Source organism: Coleofasciculus sp. B1-GNL1-01 (assembly GCF_040220235.1).
In the GTDB taxonomy this organism is placed as follows: domain Bacteria; phylum Cyanobacteriota; class Cyanobacteriia; order Cyanobacteriales; family Coleofasciculaceae; genus Coleofasciculus.
The window spans coordinates 1-25,591 of record NZ_JAVJTO010000103.1 but is presented as its reverse complement, the minus strand read 5'-3'; the positions used below and the strand labels follow the sequence as shown (position 1 = coordinate 25,591).

Genomic DNA, 25,591 nt, shown 5'->3' with positions numbered 1-25,591 from the left:
GGAGTAGAGCCTTGCCATTGCACGTCTGTCAATTGTAGGGACGGGTTTAGGGACTAAAACTCAATAAGAAACCGATAACTGAACAACAAAACCCGCCCAAATTCATAAATCAAAAATGGGTTATTTTACAGATTCATTACAAAACTTCATTTTTATTTACCTGATTTTTACATAAATCCACATAAAAGAGGGGGATTGAAGCTGAGTAATTAGTAAAAGAACTCGGCTAGGAAAAATTTCCCCCATGAATACCAATTCAAAATGGATGACTCAACTCTCTACTCCTTTGTTCACGAAATGTCTACCATTGGTGGGAACAATCCTAGCGGGACTTAGTTTCGCCTCATCAGCTTCAGCCGTTACTCTCAGTAATGGTTCATTAGAGGTAATGATTAGGGATGATAACGGGGCAATTGATGCACTTATATTTGATAAAAAAAGTTTCTTCCGTAGCGACTTCTTCAATCCAGGTAATCCAGTTTCTGATTTTGGGTTTCAGAATGGAGCAAATCCCGCTACCTTTACACGAAATACAACTACAGGAGTTACCCAACAACCTGTAACCGTTGCTAAAGACGGTGACTCGGTAGTCGTGACCGGAACCTATACAGGAGGCGGTGCAACTGTCAATTTTAAGCGCACCTATTCTCTGGTTGATGAACTTAATGCTTTACTCGTTAAGACGGATTTGATTAATCAGGGTTCAGCCGTTGACTTTCGATATTTTGATACCTTTGACCCAGACCAAGGGATTGATCAACGCCATGGTTTCGAGACATTTAATGATGTATTTACACTGGAAACTGCCGCCGGAATCGCTAAGGTGGGTCAAGCAACCGAGTTGGGAGGTCTAACGGTTATTTTAGGGTCATTAGACACCAATACAACTGTTGGTGCCGATTTGGGTTTATCCATTAATAATGGGTTCGAGTTAAATAATTTCTTGAATACTCCTTCTGATCCAAATGGAACCTTTGCCGATGTTGGTATACACATTGGTGGAAAAGATGTACTTCTGGCGGTGGGTGACACCGCTTCGTTTGAATACATCCAAGGTTATGGAACATCAGTTGCAGCAGCGCAAGCGGAATTTAAGTCAGCGGCGGCGGCTACGGTTCCGGAACCACCTCCTCTACTGGGCTTACTCGCCATGGGAAGTTTCTTCGTTTTCACCGCATCTGGCGCAATGACGGGAAGGGAAATGGAAGGAAATAAAGTATTAGAGTCCCAACTTCTTCCAAAAGTCAGAGATCGGGTGGATGATAATGCGATAGGGTGATGAGAGTCTCTCTGTTTCCAGTGGCAACGGGGTTCCTCTAGAGTAATATATAATATATCTCTCCTGCTCCCAGACGTGCCATGGTACGTCTTTACTCTAAATAAAGTTGACAAATTGTGATTAACACTCCTGTGCATCTGCTCCTCATTGATGAGGACCCAGATGAACGAGCCTTAATCATTCGTCAATTGCAGCAAGAGTTTTCCGCACTGCATGTCGCCCAGCCGACCAATGCTAAAGACCTAAATCAGGTACTTTTAGAGGGTCATTTCGATATCGCGATCGCGGACGATGAACTTCCTTGGATAACTGGTATAGCGGTCTTTAAGCAGGTTAAACGTCTGCAACCCGCTTGTCCATTTATTATGTTCACCAGTCAAGACAGTGTAGAACTCGCTGTAATGGCAATGAAAGCGGGTATAGATGACTACATTATTAAATCGCCGTCCCATTATAAAAAATTGGTGACAGCCGTTCGTTCTGCGTTAGCGCCTCAGCGAAAGTCTCAATCTTCTCGGCTAGAAGCGACTCCACCCATCACCATTTCCCAGAACCTACAACTGATCGCTACACTCCAAGCTAGGGTCACTCAGCAAACAACAATTGTGCGGTTTAGTCAATATGCCTTAAGAGGGATTGACATTGATTCGTTAATGAATTGTGCGGTGACGCTTTTGGCAAAAACTCTCGACGTAGACTATGCCAAAGTCCTGGAATTACTTCCTGATGGCAAAGCCTTATTGTTGCGGGCGGGTGTAGGTTGGCAGGTTGGCTTAGTCGGTCAAGCTACTGTGGATACGGACACCAATTCTCAAGCTGGCTATACGCTCCTGTCTCAAGAACCAATCGTGGTCGAAGATTTGCGAACAGAATCGCGATTTTCGGCTCCGCCTCTATTAGAGGATCATGGGGTTGTCAGTGGGATGAGTGTGATTATTCCTGGACTCTCGTTGGCGAAGCCTGGGACTCTTAAACATTGGGATACTATGCCCACCCCAGATAGTCAACCCTTTGGTATTTTGGGCATTCATAGTACAGATTCCCGCCAGTTTAGCCAAGATGACATTAACTTTTTGCAAGCGATCGCGAATATTCTCGGTGCAGCAATTGACCGTTGTCAACAAGCGGAACGATTGCGAATATTGGAGAGTGCGGTTAATGCGAGTAGCAATGGGATTTTAATTAGTGATCCCCATCAACCGGATAACCCAATTATTTTTGTCAATTCTGGGTTTGAACGACTCACCGATTACAGCGCCTCAGAAATACTCGGTCGTAACTGTCGCTTTTTGCAGGGAGATGACTCCAATCAAGCCCAACTTGAGGAAGTACGACAGGCGATTGCAACACAAAAAGACTGTCAAGTAACCTTGCAGAACTATCGTAAAGATGGTTCTGTATTTTGGAACGATCTCTATATTTCACCCGTGCGAAATTCCCAGGGAACATTGACTCACTTTCTGGGAGTACAGACGGATGTCACCGCCCAAAAATTAGCCCTAGAAAAGCTCCGCCAACAAGCCCAACTGCTTGACTTAGCCAATGATGCGATTATGGTGCTGGATTTGCAGGGCAAAATTACCTATTGGAATCAGGGGGCGCAACGTTTGTATGGCTGGAGTAGTCAGGACGCTATTGGGCAAAATGCTCACCAATTGCTGCACACGATTTTTCCTCGGGCATTAAGCGACATTCAGGCTCAATTATGGCATCAAGAATATTGGCCCGGTGAGTTAATTCAAACCACACAGGACGGGACTCAAATTACCGTGGCGAGTCGTTGGACATTACAGCGAGATCATCAAGGTAACCCATTAGCTATCTTAGAAGTTAATCATAATATTAGCGCATACAAACGCACCGAGAAAGCCCTGCGTCAGAGTGAACAACGATTCCGGTTAGCGGTCAATCATAGTCCGGATATGTTTGTCATCTATGATGCTCAACGACGGTTTGTTTTTGTGAATACGACAACCCTTGATCGCACAGGCAAATCATTAACGGATTATCTGGGACACAGGGATGAAGAAATCTGGTCGCCGGAGGTTACTGATCCGTATTTACCGACACTCAAGCAGGTGATAGAAACCCGCACTCCCCAGACGGTAGAAGCCACAATTCGGTTACCCAATACTAACCCCTTTACCACCGTAATTAAGTATGTGCCGATGTTGAACGAGCTAGGGCAAATTGTGCAAATCCTCGGCTTTACGTTTGACATTACTCAGCGCAAGCAGCTTGAAATTCAATTACGACAAACGATTGACCGCCTGCAAACCTTACAAACCCTTGACCAAGCCATTCTCGCTGAACAACCGCCGCCTGCGATCGCGCAAGTGGCGTTAACAGGTTTAAAATCCCTGCTATCGTGTCGTCATCTGAGTGTCGTGGTGTTTGATTGGGACTCACAGCAAGCCACCCTGCTCGCCACTAATAGTGAGATGGAAAACCTAGCTAGAAAAACGATTAGTCTCGAACCGTTTACCTCAGAGTTTGCTCAATTTGCTGACCGTAAAATTCATCAACTCAAACAATCAGAAATTGTCAGGGTATTACGACCCGTTGTCCAAGCTTTACTCTCACAGAACGCGGCATCATTCTATATTATTCCGCTTAGAAGTAAGCCGGAAATAATCGGAACACTCAACCTAGAGTTCAGTGATAAAAATGCCCTGGATGATGAACATAAGACCATTATCCAAGAAGTAGCAAATCAACTCGCGATCGCGATTGCTCAATCCCGATTACAACAGCAGCTTAAACGCTACACCACCGAACTCGAAGAACGGATCACTGAACGAACTCAGGAATTGCAAGCCATCAATGCGGAACTCGAAGCATTTTCTTACACCGTTTCCCACGATCTTAGAGCGCCGTTACGGGCAATGCAAGGGTTTGCTAATGCCTTAGTTGAAGACTGCGGTTCCCAATTAGATTCAATTGGTTTAAACTATGCTCAACGGATTACTACGGCTGCTCAGCGTTTGGATAAAATGATCCAAGATTTACTGGAATATAGTCGCTTGGGGCGTCTAGACTTTCCGCTAAAATCAATTAGTTTGGACTCCATTGTGTCAGAAGTCCTCTTCCAACTTCAGGAACTGATTAAAAACAAAAATACCCAAATTAAGGTAGCCGAGAAAGGGGTAATACCTCTACCAGAGGTTTTGGGTCATCGTGCTACACTTATGCAAGTTGTATCAAATTTGATCGCTAATGCGATCAAGTTTGTCCCAGAAACAGTACAGCCTCAGATACAGGTGTGGGCAGAAGAACGAAAAGACGTTAATGGTAGTACATGGATACGACTCTGGATCGAGGATAATGGAATTGGCATTGAACCGGAATATCAAGAAAAGATTTTCCTGGTATTTGAACGCTTACATGGTCGTGAACACTATCCCGGTAGTGGTATTGGTTTAGCCCTTGTCCGTAAAGGTATGGAACGTCTAGGAGGACGTTCGGGCGTTGAATCATCACTCCATCAGGGAAGCCGATTTTGGATTGAGGGGCAAAAAGTAGAGACGTGTCATGACATCTCTGTTAGGGAATAGGGGCGGGTTTTACCGATCAGGTTTAGCTGTAAACTGATAAACGACTAAACCTGTTCTCCTCAGTCTTTGAGGTTTTGAGTAAGTTCTATGGAGACAATTATGAGTAGCAAACCTGCTGATATTTTACTCGTTGAAGATGATGATAATGACGTTTTTTTAATTCAGCGTGCATTTAAACGCCTCGATTTACCTCATTCACTGCAAGTTGTCACAAATGGAGAGGAGGCAATCAGTTACCTAGACCGCAAAGCACCGTATGATAACCTAAACTCCCATCCTATTCCAACTCTTATCTTACTCGATTTAAAACTACCTCGTAAATCCGGTTTAGAAGTTTTAGCTTGGATTCGACAGCAATCTCGGTTAAAACGTCTATTAGTGGTGGTATTAACGGCATCCAGAGAAACGCCGGATATTAATAAAGCGTATGATATGGGCGCAAATTCTTATTTAGTGAAACCTGTAAACTTTCATGATTTTTTAGAAATGATTCGGGCTCTTGACCTATATTGGTTAATGTTCAACGAAAAACCTTTAGTCTGAATTATAAATTCCCCGTTCCCTATTCCCCGTTCCCTATTCCCCATTCCCAGTTCCCTGTTCCCTATTCCCTGAAAAATGACAAATGACAATCCCGTAAGAATCCTGCTAATTGACGATAACCCCGACGATCGCATGTTAGCGCTACGCCGACTAGAGCAGGAATTTGAGCAATTACAGTCTAAAGAGATTACTGATATTAGCCAACTCAAGCAGGCATTAGCCGAGCAAAACTTTGATATCGTCATCACTGATTATAGCTTGCGTTGGAGCAATGGTTTAAACGTACTGCACCAAGTCAAGCAGCAGTATCCAGATACACCTGTAGTCATGTTTACCGGGACAGGAAACGAAGAAGTTGCTGTTGAGGCGATGAAGTCAGGACTTGACGATTATATTATTAAATCCCCTCAGCATTATACTCGTCTTGCCGCCGCCGTGCGAGCAGCCTGGGAACGCTCTAAGCAACATCAAGCCTTCAAAGAGATGCAACAACGATATCAACAACTCTTTGAAAGCGTACCCATTGGACTTTACCGAATGACACCAACGGGTCAAATTATTGAAGCCAATCCAACCCTGTTGCAACTATTAGGATATCCTAGTCTAAAAGCCTTGCTGGATACAAATATATCCAAGCACCTTGTCGATACCCAAGCCAATCGTTTATGGCAGAGTCAGATAGACGGCGAAGGAGTGGTACGAGACTTGGAAATACCGATGCGTCGGTGTGATAATACCATGATTTGGGTACGCTATAATGCTCGTGCTATTCGCAATGTTCAGGGCGAAGTCATGTACTATGAGGGCGCGATTGAAGATGTCACCCAGCGCAAGCAAGCGGAAGCAGAACGGACTCAATTACTCAAGAGTGAACAAGCCGCTCGCACTGAAGCAGAAACCGCGAATCGCTTAAAAGATGAATTTTTAGCCACCCTATCCCATGAATTGAGAACGCCCCTGAATGCGATTCTAGGATGGGCGGGACTTTTGCGGAGAAAGCAGTTGAGTTCAGACAAGCTTGAGCGGGCGTTAGAAGTAATTGAACGCAATGCTAAGTCTCAAGCCCAGCTTATTGATGACTTGCTGGATGTGTCGCGGATTATTCGGGGTAACTTGCGCTTAACTGTGATCCCGGTTGACTTGCAGCAGGTTATCAACGCCGCAATTGATACCTTACAACCCGCCGCTGACGCTAAAAGTATTCAGATTGACTCATTTTTAGAACCAAGCCAAAGGGTGATCCAGGGGGATAGCGATCGCTTACAACAAATTGTTTGGAATCTTTTGTCGAATGCGATTAAGTTTACCCCAACTCACGGACAAGTCAAGATTTATTTGGAATGGTTAGAAAATGCGGTACAAATTCGGGTGCAAGACACGGGTAAGGGGATATCAGTTGACATTGCGCCTTACATTTTTGACCGCTTTCGCCAAGCCGAAGGCTCAATAACTCGTTCCCATGGCGGGCTAGGATTAGGACTAGCGATTGTGCGTCACTTGGTTGAACTCCATGGGGGAACCGTGTGGTGTGAAAGTGATGGTGAGGGACAGGGAGCCACTTTTACTGTGGAACTACCGCTCAAATCCTGAAAACTCTTAAATCTAAAATTCATTGGTTCTACCTTAAGACATAATCAATTCCAGCTCTATTTATGTCTAGATAGGGATGGTGTTCCTTGATAAACTCATTATTCTTGTCTCAAGAGATTTAGATTTGTGAATAACAACAATGCTGGAACAATTCTTTACAACTATAAGTGAAACTAATTATGCTTCTCTGAAAAAACGTCCTCCTCTTAAGGGTGTAGTGATTGGTGCAGGTCAAGTGGGTATGGCTTGTGCGTACTCCATGGTGATTCAAAATACCTTGAATGACTTACTGATTGTTGACAAAAATCAGGAGAAAATGAAAGGAGAAGTGATGGATTTAAACCATGGATTACCCTTCGTTGAACCAACAGCAGTACGTGCCGGAACACTAAAAGATAGTAATAATCCAGATATTGTAGTTATTACGGCTGGCTCGAAACAAAAACCTGGGGAAAGTCGTTTAGATTTGGTTCATCGTAATGTTAAGATTTTCAAGGATTTAATTCCGGAAGTCGTGGAACATTGTCCGAATGCAATTTTGCTAGTGGTTACTAACCCAGTAGATATTATGACTTACGTGACATTAAAGCTATCTGGATTGCCTAAAAATCGCGTATTTGGCTCAGGAACGGTGCTAGACACTGCTCGTTTCCTTTCCTTATTAGCTGATAAAATTAAACTTGATCCTCGCAGTATTCATGCTTATATTATTGGTGAGCATGGCGATAGTGAAGTTCCGGTGTGGAGCAAGGTAAATATATCGGGTATGCACTTGTTTGAGGACTACTTAGAGGATGGAAATGTAAGCAATAGTGACTATCCTAAACATATTTTTGAACAAGTTAAGAATGCGGCTTACGAAATCATCCAGCGCAAGGGAGCAACTTGCTATGCTATTGGTTTGGGTGTAACTCAGATTGTGCAGGCAGTGTTGCGCGATCAAAACCAAGTTTTGACGGTCAGTACTTTGCTAGATGGGCGCTATGATATCCACGATGTCTGCTTGAGTTCGCCTGCGGTAGTTAACCGTCAAGGTGTCACTCGGATATTAAATTTAGAACTAACCCCGGATGAAAAAAAGCAACTTAACCATTCGGCTCAGGTGCTGCATCAAACGATTGAAAGCTTAGACTTATAGCCAAACTCATCCGCTAGAAACTCAAGTTCATTTAGTGACAGCAAATTTGCCTCGATAGATAAAAACTCATACAAAATAGCGAGCGAGACGCAAAGCCTGCGGCATGGCTTCGCTAAACGCACTACAACAATCGATCCCTGTTCCCCGTTCCCTATTCTCACCACAATCCTTAATTCAGCCACCTCTAATTTGCGTTTGATTGGTAGATTTGGCGATATTTATCAACAACCGAGGCAATGGCTTTGACTCGTCGTAGTTGATCTTTGTAAACACAGTCCCATTCAGTTATAGGTAGGTTTTCTCTAGCGCAGATGCCTAAAAGTCCTGTGGCTTTGTTGGAACCTGTCTCTAAATCCAACTCGTTATTGACATTGAGGTAAAAAGATGCTGTTCTTGCCCATGCTAAGGCATCAATTCCCTTTAACCCGCCTTTTTTGGCGATGGCGAGGGCTTGAGGAAAGTGGCGAGAATGGATAGGCATTGCCTGATTGTATAAATCAGCTACATTGAGTAAAGCCTCTAAATCCCGTTCTGGGTCAATACCCGCCTCATTCAAATCGACTAGATGAGTAGGTAATCGCGATCGCGATCGCTCTAAACACAGTTGTTCGGCTAAGGCAATATCTCCACCACTGCGTCCTTGATCACTACAGGGTCCATAATTCGTGACCACATCCCCCCAAGATAAGTTACCGGGGTCAGTATGTCCAAAGTAGAACCGGGTTTGCTGAACATAGAGATTGCCATTTTCAATAAACAAACGGTAATTCCCCTCGGCTACACCAATAGCCACCATCCCTAAAGAGGTTGGTGCTGAAAACAGAGGCTGATAGGTGCTGAGGCTTTGCTTGAGATCGAATGGACGCGAAAGAACCGGAAGAGATTTCTGGGATACCTCCGAGGCGGGAGGAGATTTGGGTAAAGTTAGCAAGGGTAACGGTTGCGGGGGTAACGTTACAGCTTGAGTCTTACCCGGTGCGATCGCGGCTTCTGAGTTCAAGTGACGAGTATTGGGTTCCAAGAAGACGGTTCGCCCCAATATACCAAAGAATAAGGCAGATCCAGCAGCGGTTCCTACTAATCCTAGCCCTGCGACGCGAGATAACCAGATCCAATCAAACATGGATAAGCAAGTAAGAGATGAATAAGCATTCGACTCCACATTCTAGCGTTTCGTTCCGTCGTGATGGGGAGCAGGGGAAGCTGGGGGAGCTGGGGGAGCAGGGGAAGCAGAGGGAGCAAAGCACAAATGACGAAGCCCAAATCTGTAGCGATTTAGACATTTATCTTTGTTTAATCCTATGCTTTTAATAAGTGAATACTGATGATTGAGGGAAAAATTTTCTGTCTAAAGCACTATTGTGCAATACCTCTCACCATATATGATTGATGGGTTAAGTTTGATATAGCGGTTTTGAGCCAACGGTCTAGGATTAGGTTCAAAGCTTTTTTGAAACACGTCTACTCATGCAAACAGGAGAAAATCTACTGATGCAGTCGCTTACAGTCAGTCAAGAGCTAGATTTCAACAGTGAAACATACAAGGACGCCTATAGCCGCATCAACGCGATCGTGATCGAAGGGGAACAAGAAGCTCATCAGAACTACATCCAACTGGCTGAACTGCTACCCGACCAAAAGGATGAGCTAACCAGCCTAGCAAAGATGGAAAACCGCCATAAGAAGGGGTTTCAAGCCTGTGGTCGAAACTTGAGTGTCACAGCGGATATGGAGTTTGCCAAGGAGTATTTCAGCGATTTACACCAAAACTTCCAAACCGCCGCCGCCTCAGGTAATATCGTCACCTGCTTGCTGATCCAATCGCTGATTATTGAATGTTTCGCGATCGCCGCGTATAACATTTACATTCCCGTTGCTGATCCCTTTGCCCGAAAAATCACCGAAGGTGTAGTCAAAGACGAGTACATGCACCTGAATTTTGGCGAAGAGTGGCTCAAGGAGAACTTTGAAGCCTCGAAAACCGAACTCGAACAAGCCAATAAGCAAAACTTGCCCCTGGTTTGGCGTATGCTCAACCAAGTTGAGAAGGATGCTCATATCCTGGGAATGGAAAAAGATGCGCTCGTAGAAGACTTCATGATCGCCTACGGTGAAGCCCTCAGCAACATCGGTTTTACCACCCGTGACATCATGCGGATGTCCGCCTACGGATTGACAGCAGCCTAACTCCACCACCTAGATGTAATCGTTGAATGTAGAGACGTAGCACGCTACGTCTCTACACCCTCCCCTGCACCATGACTCCCCCACCTTCCCCATCTCCCCAATATTCCTGATAATATTTTTAAATGTCCTTAACAAATTCTTACCCTAATTTCCCGTTTTCCCCTGATTAACAGCCTTACCAGCGAGCAGTAAATGTTTGGTCTTATCGGTCACCTCACCAGTTTGCAACACGCCCAAGCCGTCGCCAGAGATCTAGGCTACCCAGAATATGCTGACCAAGGGTTAGATTTTTGGTGCAGCGCCCCTCCCCAAATCGTGGACACCATTAAGGTGACTAGCCTAACCGGGGAGACGATAGAAGGACGCTATGTGGAATCATGCTTTTTGCCAGAGATGCTAGCCACGCGCCGGATTAAAGCCGCTATCCGTAAAGTTCTCAACGCGATGGCTCATGCCCAAAAAAACGGCATTGAAATTACCGCATTAGGTGGCTTTTCGTCAATTATTTTTGAAGAATTCCACTTATATGAGAAAAGCCAGGTTCGCAATATCAAGTTAGAGTTTGAGCGCTTCACCACAGGTAACACCCACACAGCCTACATCCTGTGTGCCCAAGTCGAACAAGGGGCGCAAAAGCTGGGCATTGACCTGTCAAAAGCTACTGTGGCGGTTTGTGGAGCAACGGGTGATATTGGCAGTGCCGTTTGTCGTTGGCTCAATACCCGCACCGATGTCGCCGAGATTCTCTTAACCGCCCGTAACCAGGAACGATTGCAAGCCTTACAAGATCAATTAGGGCGCGGCAAAATCCTGGGCTTAGAGGAAGCATTACCCCAAGCCGATATTATTGTCTGGGTGGCGAGTATGGCTAAGGGTATTGACATTGATGCCTCGGCGTTAAAAAAACCCTGTCTGCTGATTGATGGGGGGTATCCCAAGAATTTAGCCACCAAGTTACAACATCCCGACATTTATGTTCTCAATGGAGGCATTGTCGAGCATTCATTGGATATCGACTGGAAAATTATGCAAATCGTGGAAATGAAAGATCCAGGGCGTCAGCTATTTGCCTGCTTCGCCGAGTCGATGCTCTTAGAATTTGAAAAATGGTATACCAACTTTTCCTGGGGACGGAATCAGATTACGGTAGAAAAGATGGACAAAATTGGACAGGTGTCAATTAAACATGGATTTAGACCGCTGCTGAACGTTTAAGGGATAAAACGACTGACCCATGACCACTGCAAACCGGATTTTTCTGCTGGACTTTGAGAAGCCACTGTATGAATTAGAGACCCGAATTAACCAAATTCGCGAACTCGCCCAGGACAACAATGTCGATGTCTCTGACCAAATTCGCCAGTTAGAAGCACGGGCGGTACAACTACGTCAAGAAATTTTTAGTAGTTTATCTCCAGCCCAACGGCTTCAGTTAGCCCGTCACCCCCGGCGTCCGAGTACGCTGGATTATATTCAGGCGATTAGTGATGAATGGATGGAGTTACACGGCGATCGCAGCGGCTATGATGATCCGGCATTAGTCGGTGGGATTGGGCGCTTAGGCGGGCGTCCGGTGGTGATGTTAGGGCATCAGAAAGGGCGAGATACCAAAGATAATGTGGCGCGGAACTTTGGCATGGCGTCGCCCGGTGGTTACCGTAAGGCGATGCGGCTGATGGACCATGCTAATCGCTTCGGGATGCCGATTTTAACGTTTATTGATACACCGGGGGCTTGGGCAGGTGTTGATGCGGAAAAATTAGGTCAAGGGGAAGCGATCGCCTATAATCTGCGGGAAATGTTTCGTCTGGATGTGCCGATTATCTGTACGGTGATTGGCGAAGGCGGATCGGGTGGTGCTTTGGGGATTGGCGTGGGCGATCGCATTCTCATGCTGGAACAAGCCGTTTATACGGTGGCTACTCCCGAAGCCTGTGCCGCGATTCTCTGGAAAGATGCGGCAAAAGCCCCCCAAGCCGCCACTGCGCTGCGGATAACCGCCTGGGATCTGAAAGATTTAGGAATTTTGGATCAATTAGTGCCTGAACCCTTAGGCAGCGCTCATTCTGACCCCTTAACCGCTGCGGCAACGCTTAAAGCTGCCCTCCTGCAAAATCTGGAAGATTTATCTCGGTTGAGTCCCAAGGAACGTCGGGAGTTACGCTATCAGAAGTTTCGCCATATTGGGGTTTTTACTGAGCTACATGCCTGAAGACGGTTTGAGCGTTACAATAATTAAGGGGAATTTGGCATCCAACTTAAGCAAGAAGGATAAGGGCTGAATTATCCTTCCGACTTCTGCCCTTTTGTCAATGGAACCCAGATAGTCGTATAATCAGATCTGTAACAATTCTTCACAACTTAGCGTCAGGACGTTAATCCATCGGCAAGTCAACCCTAGCTTGATCCAAGTGTCACCCTAGCCATTCGGGATTAACTGTCAAACTTTATTGTTTGTCCGACAAAGAAGCTCGGAGAACGTTGGTTGTGTTCGATATTGTCTATAGGCGGCTGTCGTTGAATCAATTAGTTCAGATTACAACAATTTGCTGCTGATCATAGCAGTTGGCGATCGCTTGAGGTATATGATTGTCCTCCTTAATCTTCCTTATCCCAATTGGGGATAAATATAGATCAAAAAGAGGAAAATTGTTGTATCCAGGGCTTTTTAGTGAGAATGTAGCCGCAGGAAATGATTAGCTGTTGCTTTAATTCAAATGTTTGTTGGCGGACTCTTTCCTCCCCTAATACCCTTATGAGTTAATCGGGGAACCCTTGCCGCATCTGAGTTGGAAAATTTTATGACGTCTTCCGTTAAAAAACGTGCCTTGATTACTGGCGCAAGTAGTGGTATTGGCAAAGCTACGGCTTTAGCCTTTGCCAAAGCCGGAATTGATCTGGCATTAGTCAGTCGTTCCCAGGACAAATTAGAGGCAGTAGCCACCGCCGCCCGAGACGCTGGAGTCAATGCTCAATCCTATCTCCTGGATCTGAGTCAACTCGATCAGGTCAAAACTAAAATCGAAGCGATCGCGGCGGAATTTGCCTCCCTGGATATTTTGGTCAACAATGCGGGTATGGGCTATACCGGGACGTTGACGGAAACCCCCTTAGCGGACTGGCAGCAGGTAATGGATCTCAATCTTACCAGTGTATGGCAATGCATTCTTGGTGTTTTACCCACCATGCGTCAGCAGCAACACGGCACAATTATTAACGTGGCATCCATTGCGGGTCAACAACCCTTTCCCGGTTGGGGTGCCTACAACGTTAGCAAAGCCGGGTTGATCGCCCTATCCAAAACCCTAGCGGCTGAAGAACGCGACAATGGTATTCGGGTGGTGACGGTATGTCCAGGTGCAGTGAATACGCCAATCTGGGATACAGACACCGTAAAAGCCGACTTGAATCGGTCAGCCATGTTAACCCCCGAAATTGTTGCCCAATCTCTTTTGCACGTCGCCTTAATCCCCCAAGCGGCTGTTATCGATTCCCTGACTCTAATGCCCAGTGCCGGAACTCTCTAGAACGGCACCATCCAACTCTCCCATCCAACCTTGTCAAGATTATCAATACTACCTAATTATGACTATTGCGTCCTCCAATGGTTTGAATCGCTCTGACTCTATGACACCTGTAACTCGTAACACCTCCACCACTCAAGTTGAACCCCGACCCGATCGCAATACCCAGAATGGTCAAGAACCTAAGTTACAGATTCCTGGGGAAGCCTCAACTGAAGACATGATGGACGCGGTACGGACGCTACTTTTAGGCGTTGGTGAAGATCCCGAACGTGAGGGATTACTGAAAACCCCAAAACGAGTCGCGGAAGCCATGCGCTTCTTGACGGGTGGCTACAATCAGTCCCTGGAAGAATTAGTAAATGGGGCGATTTTTGATGAAGGTCACAACGAAATGGTGTTAGTACGGGATATTAATTTCTTTAGCCTGTGTGAACACCACATGCTGCCATTTATGGGACGGGCGCATGTTGCTTATATTCCCAATCAGAAAGTTGTGGGATTGAGTAAGTTAGCGCGTGTTGTGGAAATGTATGCGCGGCGGCTACAAGTTCAGGAACGCCTAACCCGCCAGATTGCCGAAGCCATTCAAACTATTTTAGAACCCCAGGGAGTGGCTGTAGTCATGGAAGCCACTCACATGTGTATGGTGATGCGAGGGGTACAAAAACCCGGTTCCTGGACGGTAACTAGCGCTATGGTGGGTGTGTTTCAAGAGGAACAGAAAACTCGTGAAGAGTTCCTCAATTTGATTCGCCATCAACCGAGTTTTATGTAGTTCAGGGTGGATAGTTTCACGGCATTTGGAAAACCTCTCTCCAAACCTCTCTCCTACAAGGAGAGAGGCTTTGAATTCTCCCCCTTCCGTCCCCCTCCCGTCCCCCTTAAAAAGGGGGAAGCCAGAGGATACTTCGCTTTTTTTGCGTGGGGAGAACCATAGATTATTCAAAGTCCCCCTTTTTAAGGGGGATTTAGGGGGATCTAAACGGTAAGTGAAGTTTTGAGATTAAGTTGACTCAAGAACCAACGACGTGCGCCCTTAATTGATCATGATTATCAGTCGTCGATGTCTACCTTAACGTCTCGCATGGAAGCGGTACAGTCACCTGTGATTCCCATCGTTGGGGAACTGATTCGCCGTCATCCCGGTACGATTTCCTTGGGACAGGGTGTCGTGTATTACCCTCCCCCACCAGAGGCGATCGCCCGATTGCCGGAATTTCTGGCTGATCCTGATAACCACAAGTACAAGGCGGTTCAGGGAATTGCACCATTATTATCTGTAATTGCCGCCAAACTGCACACAGATAACCGGATTACTCTCAACCAACACAACTGTATCGTCGTCACCGCAGGGGCAAACATGGCGTTTATGAATGCCATTCTCGCCATTACCTCTCCCGGAGACGAGATTATTATTCAAACGCCTTACTATTTCAACCACGAAATGGCAATTACCATGGCGAGTTGCCATCCGGTACTTGTGGCAACGGATGAGAATTATCAACTGTGTCCCCAGGCGATCGCGAAAGCCATCACTGAGAAAACCAAAGCCGTGGTGACAATTTCACCGAATAATCCCACCGGGGCGGTTTATTCAAAAGCAGCGTTACAAGCGGTAAATGAACTCTGTCGGGAACGAGGAATTTATCACATTAGTGATGAAGCGTATGAGTATTTTACCTATAACGGCGTCAAGCACGTTTCCCCGGCGGCGTTTCCCCAGAGTGACTCCCATACGATTTCTCTGTATTCCCTATCTAAAACTTATGGGTTTGCCAGTTGGCGTATCGGCTACATGGTAATTCCCCAGCATCTGCTGGCGGCGGTAAAGAAAATTCAGGACACAATTCTGATTTGTCCCCCGGTTGTCTCCCAGTATGTCGCCTTAGCCGCTTTACAGATGGGAATGAGTTATACCCAACCCCATATTCAGGCGATCGCGACGGTGCGACAGTTGGTATTAGAGGCGTTACAGCGATTGGATGGGTTGTGTGCGATCGCACCCGCCGATGGCGCGTTTTATTTTTGGCTTAAAGTTAATACCTCAGTCAACCCAGTCGAGTTAGTCGAACGCTTAATTCGCGATCATCGCGTCGCCGTGTTACCCGGTACAACCTTTGGCATGGAAGAGGGCTGTTATCTACGAATTGCTTATGGGGCGCTACAAAAAGAAACAGTCGCCGAGGGTATTGAACGCTTAGTGCAAGGATTACAAACCATTTTGTCCTGAGACACCAACCAACCCCCTCATTGACAAACAACGAAGGCTGAAAGGGTGACAAGCCGTCTTACACCTTTGAAAATGAGGCTTTGAGCGATATTAATATCTCCAAAGATGAAGTCTTATTGACATCCTGATTGACAGATGAAGACCACCAGATGAGGTATGGGATTAGCGAAGCGTTGCGCAGGGGGTATGGGGGAGGCGCTCGTCCCCCATTGGGGGGTCTGGGGGGCTAGTCCCCCAGAAACAACTGCTATCTTTGACCCTATCTGTGACAAGAAGAAATGGGCTACAAGCAGGATGGCTCAACACTTCAGCTAGCTTGTTACCCCGTGAGCGCGATCGCTCTACCCAACCTACACCTGCTTTCAGCCCGAAACTCTACCGTAAATTACCGTAAATACCCCACCCTCCACACCCCACACCCTCATCGATACAAATGATAGAATAGAAATGTTAAGTTTTTTATACTCTATTAATCTCTGTGGTTTGGCAACTCTCCTCATTACCGGAATCCCCCTCGATACCCAATCAAGACAGCCTTTATCATTGGAGAAAGAAACTCGTTGACAAATTGCCCCAGATCAAAACAATTACGCCGCAGATCATCGCAGCGATTGGCGTTGGCTTACTCTTTAGCTGGCTGCATGTTCCCGTCGGTTGGCTGCTTGGTCCGATGCTGGTGGGAATAGGCTATGCCATTCGCCAAGGAAGCCGCCAACCCTTACCTTCAAGCTTTAAACTCATCGGACAAATTGTTGTCGGTTTGGTAACAGCCACTCGCTTTTCTCCAGAAACCATTAGTGTGGCAACAACTTACGCCGTACCTTTGTTACTCTGTGTTTTACTCACCGGGAGTCTGAGTCTATTTAATGGATATCTCTTAAGTCGTTGGGCTGGGATCGATCGCACCACCAGTTTACTCGGATTTATACCGGGTGCAGCATCCAGCATCGTCGTCATGAGTGAAGAAATGGGAGCGGATGCGATCGCGGTTGCTCTACTTCAATATATCCGAGTTTTGCTGGTTGTGTTAATCATGCCTAGCGCGGCTATCCTGCTGGTTCCCGCCAACCCCGATACGCTAGTCACCGCCACTGTCGCCCCAGCCAGCACCTTGACAACCCTACCTCTGGCATTGAGCCTTTTAATTCTAGCGGGGTGCGGTATCCTGGGAATTTGGGCAGGCAAGCGATTCCGTCTACCCTCCCCTGGATTTTTCGGTCCTTTTCTGGTAGGGTTAGCCGCATTTTGGGCATTGCCAAATCCAGTACAAATGCCTCAACCTCTATTCGCCGGTGGACTCTTGCTAATTGGATTATCGGTTGGCGTCCAGTTTGACTGGCAAACCGCCCGTAAACTCTTCAAAGCCGTCTTAATTGAAATCGGATTAGTCACGGGGTTAATTATCATCTGTTTAGGGATTGGCTATGGCTTTCATTGCGTCACGGGTGTGGACATGGCAACGGCTATTTTAGGATTCACACCGGGAGGAATTGAGGCAATGGTGGCTACTGTGATGCAGTTAGGCGGTGACACTGGATTGGTATTAGCGATGCAATTAACCCGGATGTTAAGTATCATTATGATTGCCCCTTGGTTAGTAGCGTTTTTGGTTAAGCGTGCCAACGCTGTAAATGATCAGTCCTATAACATCGAACCCGTTATCACGCAGGAAAAATCTACCCTTAAGCCGGATTTTGACTCTGTTCCAGTGGGAAAGTAGAACGCAATATTTCATCGACCGTCTCTAGCGTCAGTGGTTGTTGGTCAGCCAAGGCTTTAATCGTGTGAGTTATTGCCTGAATTTGGAAGGGGTCGAAGTCTAATCCCAGTTGACTAGCGCGATTGGCGATCGCATGGCGTCCTGTGAGTTTATGATTAATTAAAAAGGAACGGGATAGTCCAAAATCACTGGGATTAAGGGATTCGTAAGTCTGAGGATTATTCAGCATGGCTTTGGCATGAACCCCCGCCTTATGGTTAAATGCGGCTGAACCGATAATATAATGGTTAGCTGGAATTGCCATACCTATTTTATCGGCGATAAGTTGATGCAGTGCTAAAAGGTGGGGTAGGCGATATTTCCCCTGCAATTGTTCGGGATCAACCGTGTAGAGACGGGCGATAAGTCCAGCCAGAGGGGTGATCCCATTCCGTTCCCCAATTCCCAAGACTGTGGTATCGATATGAGTTGCACCTGCTTCTAGGGCGGCGTAGCTATTCGCGATCGCACAACCTGTGTCATTATGACCATGGAATTCAATATCGGTACTTGTATGTTGACGCAGTGTCTGGACTAAATTAAAGACTTGATTCGGAGTCGCGACACCCACGGTATCCGCTAAACCAAAACGATTGACGATTCCGAGTTTATCGATGGCACAATAAATCTGGAGCAAATCGGGAAGGGAACTGCGAAAGGAATCTTCTGTAGAGAAGCGCAATTCTGTTTCCGGACTTTGTTCATGGATAAAGGTAATAACGTCTGCTGCCAAATCAAGAATTTGATTAATACTTTTACCATGACCAAACTGGCGCAGAAAACGGGACGTACCAAAGAACAGATTAATCCCGTTTACGCCTGTATCTAATGCTACTTTTGCATCGTCTAAATGACAGCGAATATGAGTCAGCACTTTGGCGTGTAAACTCAATTGAGCTAAATGCTGACAATCTTGACGGGATTGCGGTGAAGCACAAGGGGAGGTTACTTCAATATATTCAACGCCGAACTGGTCAAGCGCCTGGGCAATTTCTACTCTATCCTGTGATGAAAAGTTGGCATCACCAAATTGTTCTCCTTCCCGTAGTGTCGTTTCTATAATTGAAAATTGACTCAGTGACATTGATGGTGTCCTTTTCTTAGTGCTAACTAATCACATCCATATCTATAGTATCGGAGGGTTCTAGGGCGAATTGCTTCTTAAACTACTGATTTTATAACTCTTTTCAACCTATATTATCCTGCAAAAATTTATCTAGATTTAAGAATTGATAGAGTATAAATCACTACAATAAGCTTATCCTCAGATCTGATACTCTGCTAAGTAGGTGGACACAATTAAAGTTAACGGTTGAGATCAGGAAGGAACAGGGAACACCTCGACTTACCTCGGCTTACCTCGGACTTCGGCGTGAGCGCTCAGACTTCGGCGAGCGCTCAGTCGAGCCGTCGAACGCTTCGCTCGGTAACAGGCTCGATGTGTCACAGGGAACAGTAAGGGTTTGAGGGCGATTTACAAAAATTAATAAGCGTGCCGTTTTCTTTTGTCCGACTACTTAGTCAGGAAATAAAGGAAATAAATTTATCTGTCAAAGCTCAAGTAAGCATTGAGCTTACCAGGTAAATCCTCGAACCCATTTTAACGGGTTTAAGCTTTTAGCCCCAACTTGAGTTGAGGGCTTAATTTACTATTGCTATTACCTATTACCTATTACTATGGCCTATTGCCTATTGCCTATGGCCTATGGCCTATTGCCTATTGCCTATTGCCTATTACTTATTGCCTATTGCTTATCCCCACTATTTTAGTCACTCGACTAAACGGGGAAAAATATAATTGCCAAACATTGTTGAACTCTTCCTCTACCAATCCCACCGAAAAACTTTCCGGTTCTTTGGGAACATAAAGCGTTCCGGCTAGATAGTCCCAAATTGAAAAGATTAATCCGAAGTTTTTATCATAGTGTTTCTCTAATTGACTATGATGAATCTGATGCATCGCTGGACTAACTAGGATATGATTCAGATGCCAACCATAAGAAATCCAAACATGGAAATGGCGAAGATTGGAAGTCAGATGGAATAGATAAATAATCACACTGACACCTGTTATCGTGAAAGGTTCAACCTCACCCTTGAACGTATATTGGAATAGACCCGTGACCAACCCCAGCAAACAGGCTTTGCAGGTATAAATGATCATATCATCGACGGGGTGATCTCGCTTAGCGGTGACAGGGGTTAGCACTTGGGCTGAGTGATGAGTTTTATGGAATTCCCAAAGAAGGGGAACTTTATGTAACAAGTAGTGCGCCAAAAAATAGCCCAAATCTATGGCGAAAACGACGGCAATTGTATAAGCGAGTTTAGCGGCAAAATTTACGTCCGGTTCTATTCTCGGTTCCCTGAAAATTCCGTAAAAGGATTGAGTGGTCAGTTTGGCTACTATTTCCGTTACACTAATTAGTAGCGTCAGACGGATAAGGATTTTTATCAGCCCATTAATGAAATAACACTGATAGTCTAAGATTGCCGATTTGTGAGTGTAAATTGAGTGAGGGAAACAGTAACTCAGTAAACCTCGCCAAGAAAATTTTACAGGATTGGGATGAGAGATTCGGTATAATCCCAAAAGCAGAATTAAACTGAATAAAATATAAATCCAGTAAAAATTGTGGGCGCTGTCAAATAGAGGAATACCTAGGTTAATTATTTCCTTGACCGATTCCGGAAGTGAATAAAACACTTCTTTGACGAACTCAATCATGACTATTGTATTTAATTGTAGTTATCTCAGGGTTCAAGAAAGATTCTGAGAATCCCAAAATGATGGTTTCGTATCCTCAGAGAATAATCCTAACAACGGACCCAGTATAGCACCAAAGATAAACCCGCCAGCGTGCGCCCAGTAAGCAATACCCCCATTTTCCATTCCCACATTGGCTGGGGCTTCTAACATGGCTAATCCATTAAATGCTTGCTGTAAAAACCAAAATCCCAGAAAAAATACAGATGGTAATCTTAGCGTAGTAAAAAAGAAGCCCAGGGGAATTAATGTAACCACTTTAGCATTGGGAAACTTAAGAATATAAGCACCCATTACGCCCGCGATCGCACCACTGGCACCCAGAGACGGAATCCCCGACTGGGCGGAGAAAAACCACTGGGCTAAACTGGCTAATACGCCACAGGTTAGATAAAATATCACAAACTTGAACCGACCCAGTTCTTCTTCAATATTATTGCCAAAAATCCAGAGAAATAACATATTGAATCCCACATGGGTAAACCCTGCATGGAGGAACTGGGCAGTGATTAACGTCAGCGGTTCAGGTATTGGCTGATGTACTGTAATTCCGTTTAAACTCGCTGTCAGTTCCTTCGGGACAACGGCAAATAGGTGGAAAAATACATCCAGTTGTTGAGGATTTAATGTTAGCTCGAAAATAAAAACTAAGACATTAATTGCAATTAACGTATAAGTAATGTATGGCGTAATTTTGATTGGATTTTCATCCCGTAATGGAACCACAAGCCTCTTTCTCCCTGAAAAATAAACAATTAATTTTTAAGTAGGTTGATAGATACAAACCTAATTATATCAACTTATGGAAATAGTCCTCAAACCTTTAGGTAAGATTTAGCTTGCTTTTCGCGCAGCGAGTATGATGTAGCTGGTTTGGCGCTCCCTTGAGTATGACGAATGACGTAGCTTGCTTCTCGCGAAGCGAGTATGACGAATGACAAATAACAATTAATCTTCAGACAATAATCCAAATAAAGGACCCAGGATGGCTCCGAACACAAAACCGCCAGCATGCGCCCAGTAAGCAATTCCTCCGGTTTCCGTTCCTACATCCGTTTGCACGCTGACACTCGCTACGCCACTAAACGCTTGTTGGACAAACCATAATCCTAAGTATAAAACAGCAGGTAATCGAATGGTGGTCACGAAATACCCTAAAAAGATTAAGGTATTGATTTGAGCCGTAGGAAACTTGAGAATATAAGCGCCCATCACGCCCGCGATCGCACCACTCGCTCCTAGGGATGGAATCCCGGATTCCATAGAGAAAAACCACTGGGACAGAGCCGCCAATATACCACAAGCAATGTAAAAGATGAAGTACTTAATATGACCCAGGCGCTCTTCAATGTTGTTGCCAAAAATCCATAAAAACAACATATTTCCGCCAATATGCAAAAATCCCCCATGAAGAAACTGAGAACTGATCAAGGTAAACCATTCTGGCACGGGTTGATTGACCGAAATCCCCTCAAAGCTAGCGCTTAACTCTTTGGGGACAACCGCATACAGGTGGAAAAATGCATTAAGCTGGGGTGGTGTTAAAAGTAATTGATGGATAAAAACCGCAATATTTGCAGCAATGAGCGCGTAGGTTACATAAGGAGTAATGCGCGTGGGATTATCATCACTAATGGGGAACACAGTATGAATTATAAATTAGGAAATCTAAAAGGCAGTAGTTGAGTAAAATTATACCAATTGCATTTTCAGCGGCGATGCCCGACTGCCCATTTTCACGATACCCTATAGAGGTGGTGGTTGAGCAAAACTGATAGGAACACTTTATCATATTAATTGGCAATCTCAATCACTTCAGACAGATTGAGCAACCATCAGGGTGAATGAGTGGCTGTTGGAGTCAGGTTTTTGTAACGTTAAAGGCTAAGAGTTCTTACCCTTTAAGAAGACCCCCTTAGCTGAGCATCTAAATTCATGGACTTACTAGAGTACCAAGCCAAATCCTTATTCCGCGAGATCGGCATTCCCGTCTTGCCCTCTCAATGCATCGACCATCCCAGAGATCTCAAGCAGTTAGACATTCCCTATCCCGTGGTTCTCAAATCCCAAGTCCCCAAAGGCGGGCGGGGTAGAGCCGGTGGTATCCGGACAGTGGAAAATACAATTGACGCGATCGCCATCGCACGGGCTATTTTTAATCTATCCATTCTCGGTAAATATCCCAACGTGCTGCTAGCGGAATCCCATTATGATGCTGAACAAGAATTCTATCTAGCGGTTATCCTCGACTACACCTTAAGACGCCCTGTTTTGTTGGGTTCCTGCCAAGGTGGTATCCATGTAGAAAACGTCATGGCACAGATGCAGCGAGTTGTTGTAGAGGACGACTTCTCTCCCTTTTACGCCCGACGTCTAGCCTTCAAAATGGGACTTCAAGGTCATCTGATTGAATCAGTCAGCGATATTGTCCAGAAAATGTATCAACTTCTGATCCAAAAAGACCTAGATTTAGTGGAAATTAATCCCCTTGGCGTCAGTGCTAGCCATGAAGTCATGGCGCTAGATGGCAAAATTGCGGTCAATGATCACGCTTTGGGACGCCAATCAGAGTTGGCAAACCTCGCATCAAGCCTCACCCACACTCCCCAACCCGCCGATCAGCCAACGGATCTCCAATGGACAGATAGTCAAGGAAATATTGGGATTCTATGTAACAGTCCTTGCCTTGCTGCCGCCACATTGGATTTAGTGTACAAAGCTAAAGGTAAGCCAGCAAGCTGTTTAATTGTAGACGGTTATGCCAGTTGGGATGTCCCGTCCGCCGCCTCTCCCGTCCAACAGTTACAAAATGCCTTGCAGCAATTGACGGACACTCAAAATATCCAAGTTGTCTTAGTCAATATTTTGAGCAACGCGGCGGCGAGTGAAGCTGTGGCTGATGTAATCGCCAGTTATCTACTATCGAAAGGGGATCAAAATGCTGAAATCAGTGTAGTAGACTATGCCCAAACACCAAAGACAGGCAAATCGAATTCCCGTGATTCACGCGATCGTCGCCGCCGGAATCTCACATCGAAATCTGCATCGAGGACAGATGTACCTCACTTGGTCATTCGTTTAGTCAACGGCAAAATAGACAGTAGCCAAAACCGTTTAGCGGCACTCCCAGTACACTGGATGGATACCTTGGATCAGGCAGTGGCACAAGCGATTTCTTTGGCAGGTTGAAAAAGTGGTGAGTCTGTAGGGGCGGGTTTTACGGTTATCGTTTTTTCCACTCCACTATGACTCAACCCGCCCTAACTGATCCTTCGCTTCCCTAGGCGGACATGATTGTGAGGACGATAATTCTGCGGCATCAGTTACGGTAGGTATCCTATAGTTATTCTAGTTATTCGCTTGTGCCAAACCTCGACTGATCGTGTTAATCGCAAGCATCTACTACATTGCTGAAGTCAGCGCCTATGAAATTCACGCCAGATATGAAAATATTAGTCCAGGGCATTACCCAACCCATCGGTTCCTATTATGCCGCCCGTATGAAAGCGTATGGTACGAATCTAGTGGCTGGGGTTAGTGCAGGTCAGGGGGGTCAGACATTGCATGGTATTCCCGTCTTTGACCTCGTAGAAGAGGCGCTGTCCGAAGCTGGATCTTGCGACGCCACGGTTATTTTTGCCGAATCCTACAGTGCCTTGGATGCCGCGTTAGAAGCAATTGATGCTGGATTATCACCCATTATTCTAGTGACGGGTGGTATTCCACCTCTGGATATGATTCACTTGCTAGCCAAAGCTCAAGCCAGCGAAACCCTGATTGTGGGACCGAGTAGTTCCGGTATTATTGTGCCAGGAAAACTGTTACTGGGGACTCAAGAGTGTGAATTTTATACGCCCGGTACAATTGGTGTGATTAGCCGGGTCAGTACTCTCACCTATGAAGTGGCTTTGGCGTTAACCCAAGCTAAACTTGGGCAATCCATTGCTGTGAATCTCGGTAGTGAAGCCATTATTGCCTCGTCATTTCGCCAGTGGCTGGAGATTTTAGCCCAGGATAAACGGACAGAAGCGATTGTCTTAGTGGATCAGACGGGGGGCGATAGTGAAGATGAAACCGCAGAGTTTATTGCCCAAGCCATAGAGAAACCCGTTATTGCTTATGTTGCTGGACAATATACCCCTGAAGACAAACAAGTCGGGGATACCAGTGCCATTATCGCCGCTCAATTATCAGGACCGATCGCGAATACGACAACCGCTCAACATAAGGTGGCGGCGTTCACCCAGGCAAATATTCCTGTAGCGGAGTATCCGTCCCGAATTCCTGACTTGGTGAAAAAGGCGCTCAAATACCATTAAAGGGAACATGTAGAGACGTACCATGGCACTTCTGGAAGCTGAGGGAACTGGGGGATAAAAATCTAAACTAGAGTTCGCCGCCAGCCGTATTGGAACAGAACTTCATCAAAAAAATCAAATAGGGGGTGACACCCCCCACCCCCACAGTGCTATACTGTGTTATGTAGATGCACCCTGATGATCGGGAGAGTCGCCTAATTTTAGGGCTCTCCTTTTTTATTTGTCTGAATGTCGCCCCAACTGATTTAAATAGGGGGTGACACCCCTCACCCCCCAAATGCTATACTGTGTTATGTAGATGCACCCTGATAATCGAGAGAGCCAATCGTAGGCTCTTTTTTTTCTCTTCTTCAAGATTAATTTGTCAACTCAGCAACGTAAATAGGGGTGAAACCCCTCAACTAAACGGTCATCCATCCAAGTCAAACTTGATCGGTAACCCCTGCTTTTGGGAAAATAAGCGACGGTGGCATCATAAAACAGTAGCCTGTACTATCATATTTTGCTGTATAGTACGCCTATCTATCATAGCCATCGTTATTCGGAAGCAAGCATTACCGTTACATAAGACTTACCCAAAGCTACCCACAAATGGACATCCCTGGAACTTACTTCCTGCTTCATCCTGGCGGTGTCGGCACTCAACCAGTCCACAAGCTAACACCACCTAACTGGCGGCTATCTCCAAATTAATGGAG

At 45.6% G+C, this 25,591-nt stretch carries 20 protein-coding genes; 15 read left to right on the top strand and 5 right to left on the bottom strand.

The genetic code is table 11. The features are described from left to right. Nucleotides 1–244 precede the first annotated feature (244 nt). From RID53_RS26010 to RID53_RS25990, 5 genes are all read left to right on the top strand, one after another. Nucleotides 245–1,279, top strand: coding sequence for a hypothetical protein (locus tag RID53_RS26010; protein WP_446390855.1), 1,035 nt, complete (start codon nt 245–247; stop codon nt 1,277–1,279). Between the two features lie 116 nt (nt 1,280–1,395). Then, a complete protein-coding gene (locus RID53_RS26005; RefSeq protein WP_446390854.1) occupies nt 1,396–4,833 on the top strand; it encodes a PAS domain S-box protein in 3,438 nt (1,145 codons plus the stop codon). A gap of 99 nt (nt 4,834–4,932) precedes the next feature. Next, nucleotides 4,933–5,376 carry a response regulator gene (locus RID53_RS26000; protein ID WP_446390853.1) on the top strand — a complete coding sequence of 148 codons (444 nt, stop codon included), beginning with the start codon at nt 4,933–4,935 and terminating at the stop codon, nt 5,374–5,376. Between the two features lie 75 nt (nt 5,377–5,451). After that, nucleotides 5,452–6,966: an ATP-binding protein gene (locus RID53_RS25995; RefSeq protein ID WP_446390852.1), complete on the top strand. Its 1,515-nt coding sequence runs from the start codon at nt 5,452–5,454 to the stop codon at nt 6,964–6,966. A 139-nt stretch (nt 6,967–7,105) separates the two neighbouring features. Next, nucleotides 7,106–8,104 (top strand): L-lactate dehydrogenase, encoded by a 999-nt coding sequence (locus RID53_RS25990; protein ID WP_446390851.1) that lies wholly within the window; start codon nt 7,106–7,108, stop codon nt 8,102–8,104. A 184-nt stretch (nt 8,105–8,288) separates the two neighbouring features. On the opposite strand, the gene RID53_RS25985 is transcribed toward RID53_RS25990, so the two are convergent. After that, a complete protein-coding gene (locus RID53_RS25985) occupies nt 8,289–9,227 on the bottom strand; it encodes a hypothetical protein (protein WP_446390850.1) in 939 nt (312 codons plus the stop codon). 368 nt (nt 9,228–9,595) lie between these two features. Between RID53_RS25985 and RID53_RS25980 the strand changes: the two genes are divergently transcribed. The 8 genes from RID53_RS25980 to RID53_RS25945 all read left to right on the top strand — a co-directional run bounded on the left by RID53_RS25980 (nt 9,596) and on the right by RID53_RS25945 (nt 17,768). Next, nucleotides 9,596–10,291 (top strand): aldehyde oxygenase (deformylating), encoded by a 696-nt coding sequence (locus RID53_RS25980; protein ID WP_446390849.1) that lies wholly within the window; start codon nt 9,596–9,598, stop codon nt 10,289–10,291. A 192-nt stretch (nt 10,292–10,483) separates the two neighbouring features. Continuing rightward, nucleotides 10,484–11,506, top strand: coding sequence for a long-chain acyl-[acyl-carrier-protein] reductase (locus tag RID53_RS25975; RefSeq protein ID WP_446390848.1), 1,023 nt, complete (start codon nt 10,484–10,486; stop codon nt 11,504–11,506). A gap of 19 nt (nt 11,507–11,525) precedes the next feature. Further along, complete coding sequence (gene accA, locus RID53_RS25970) at nt 11,526–12,503, top strand: acetyl-CoA carboxylase carboxyl transferase subunit alpha (RefSeq protein WP_446390847.1); 978 nt, start codon at nt 11,526–11,528, stop codon at nt 12,501–12,503. A 589-nt stretch (nt 12,504–13,092) separates the two neighbouring features. Then, nucleotides 13,093–13,818, top strand: a complete 726-nt coding sequence (locus RID53_RS25965; RefSeq protein WP_446390846.1) for an SDR family oxidoreductase — start codon at nt 13,093–13,095, stop codon at nt 13,816–13,818. Between the two features lie 58 nt (nt 13,819–13,876). Continuing rightward, complete coding sequence (gene folE, locus RID53_RS25960; protein ID WP_446352064.1) at nt 13,877–14,593, top strand: GTP cyclohydrolase I FolE; 717 nt, start codon at nt 13,877–13,879, stop codon at nt 14,591–14,593. 288 nt (nt 14,594–14,881) lie between these two features. Next, nucleotides 14,882–16,048 (top strand): pyridoxal phosphate-dependent aminotransferase, encoded by a 1,167-nt coding sequence (locus RID53_RS25955; RefSeq protein WP_446390845.1) that lies wholly within the window; start codon nt 14,882–14,884, stop codon nt 16,046–16,048. A gap of 265 nt (nt 16,049–16,313) precedes the next feature. Beyond that, nucleotides 16,314–16,442 (top strand): hypothetical protein, encoded by a 129-nt coding sequence (locus RID53_RS25950; protein WP_446390844.1) that lies wholly within the window; start codon nt 16,314–16,316, stop codon nt 16,440–16,442. An 84-nt stretch (nt 16,443–16,526) separates the two neighbouring features. After that, nucleotides 16,527–17,768, top strand: a complete 1,242-nt coding sequence (locus RID53_RS25945; RefSeq protein WP_446390843.1) for an AbrB family transcriptional regulator — start codon at nt 16,527–16,529, stop codon at nt 17,766–17,768. Here the strand turns inward: RID53_RS25945 and lysS are convergent. The 4 genes from lysS to RID53_RS25925 form a co-directional block, all read right to left on the bottom strand. Further along, nucleotides 17,731–18,891 carry a homocitrate synthase gene (lysS, locus tag RID53_RS25940; protein ID WP_446390842.1) on the bottom strand — a complete coding sequence of 387 codons (1,161 nt, stop codon included), beginning with the start codon at nt 18,889–18,891 and terminating at the stop codon, nt 17,731–17,733. The genes RID53_RS25945 and lysS overlap by 38 nt on opposite strands. 654 nt (nt 18,892–19,545) lie before the next feature. Further along, nucleotides 19,546–20,535, bottom strand: a complete 990-nt coding sequence (locus RID53_RS25935; protein WP_446390841.1) for a sterol desaturase family protein — start codon at nt 20,533–20,535, stop codon at nt 19,546–19,548. Nucleotides 20,536–20,568: 33 nt separating this feature from the next. Then, nucleotides 20,569–21,300, bottom strand: coding sequence for a rhomboid family intramembrane serine protease (locus tag RID53_RS25930; RefSeq protein WP_446390840.1), 732 nt, complete (start codon nt 21,298–21,300; stop codon nt 20,569–20,571). 222 nt (nt 21,301–21,522) lie between these two features. Next, the gene (locus tag RID53_RS25925) at nt 21,523–22,218 is read right to left on the bottom strand and encodes a rhomboid family intramembrane serine protease (protein WP_446390839.1); all 696 of its coding nucleotides are present in this window, start codon (nt 22,216–22,218) and stop codon (nt 21,523–21,525) included. A gap of 291 nt (nt 22,219–22,509) precedes the next feature. On the opposite strand from RID53_RS25925, the gene RID53_RS25920 reads away from it, so the two are divergent. Further along, on the top strand, nt 22,510–23,763 hold the full coding sequence (locus RID53_RS25920) for an ATP-grasp domain-containing protein (RefSeq protein ID WP_446390838.1): 1,254 nt from the start codon (nt 22,510–22,512) through the stop codon (nt 23,761–23,763). 236 nt (nt 23,764–23,999) lie between these two features. Continuing rightward, on the top strand, nt 24,000–24,893 hold the full coding sequence (locus RID53_RS25915; protein WP_446390837.1) for a succinate--CoA ligase subunit alpha: 894 nt from the start codon (nt 24,000–24,002) through the stop codon (nt 24,891–24,893). The last annotated feature ends 698 nt before the right edge of the window (nt 24,894–25,591 follow it).

Coding starts and splice junctions, on each gene's coding strand:
- RID53_RS26010 (WP_446390855.1), top strand. CDS start 245: ATGAATACCAATTCAAAATGGATGACTCAACTCTCTACTCCTTTGTTC.
- RID53_RS26000 (WP_446390853.1), top strand. CDS start 4,933: ATGAGTAGCAAACCTGCTGATATTTTACTCGTTGAAGATGATGATAAT.
- RID53_RS25995 (WP_446390852.1), top strand. CDS start 5,452: ATGACAAATGACAATCCCGTAAGAATCCTGCTAATTGACGATAACCCC.
- RID53_RS25990 (WP_446390851.1), top strand. CDS start 7,106: ATGCTGGAACAATTCTTTACAACTATAAGTGAAACTAATTATGCTTCT.
- RID53_RS25985 (WP_446390850.1), bottom strand. CDS start 9,227: ATGTTTGATTGGATCTGGTTATCTCGCGTCGCAGGGCTAGGATTAGTA.
- RID53_RS25980 (WP_446390849.1), top strand. CDS start 9,596: ATGCAGTCGCTTACAGTCAGTCAAGAGCTAGATTTCAACAGTGAAACA.
- RID53_RS25975 (WP_446390848.1), top strand. CDS start 10,484: ATGTTTGGTCTTATCGGTCACCTCACCAGTTTGCAACACGCCCAAGCC.
- accA (WP_446390847.1), top strand. CDS start 11,526: ATGACCACTGCAAACCGGATTTTTCTGCTGGACTTTGAGAAGCCACTG.
- RID53_RS25965 (WP_446390846.1), top strand. CDS start 13,093: ATGACGTCTTCCGTTAAAAAACGTGCCTTGATTACTGGCGCAAGTAGT.
- folE (WP_446352064.1), top strand. CDS start 13,877: ATGACTATTGCGTCCTCCAATGGTTTGAATCGCTCTGACTCTATGACA.
- RID53_RS25955 (WP_446390845.1), top strand. CDS start 14,882: ATGTCTACCTTAACGTCTCGCATGGAAGCGGTACAGTCACCTGTGATT.
- lysS (WP_446390842.1), bottom strand. CDS start 18,891: ATGTCACTGAGTCAATTTTCAATTATAGAAACGACACTACGGGAAGGA.
- RID53_RS25935 (WP_446390841.1), bottom strand. CDS start 20,535: ATGATTGAGTTCGTCAAAGAAGTGTTTTATTCACTTCCGGAATCGGTC.
- RID53_RS25920 (WP_446390838.1), top strand. CDS start 22,510: ATGGACTTACTAGAGTACCAAGCCAAATCCTTATTCCGCGAGATCGGC.
- RID53_RS25915 (WP_446390837.1), top strand. CDS start 24,000: ATGAAATTCACGCCAGATATGAAAATATTAGTCCAGGGCATTACCCAA.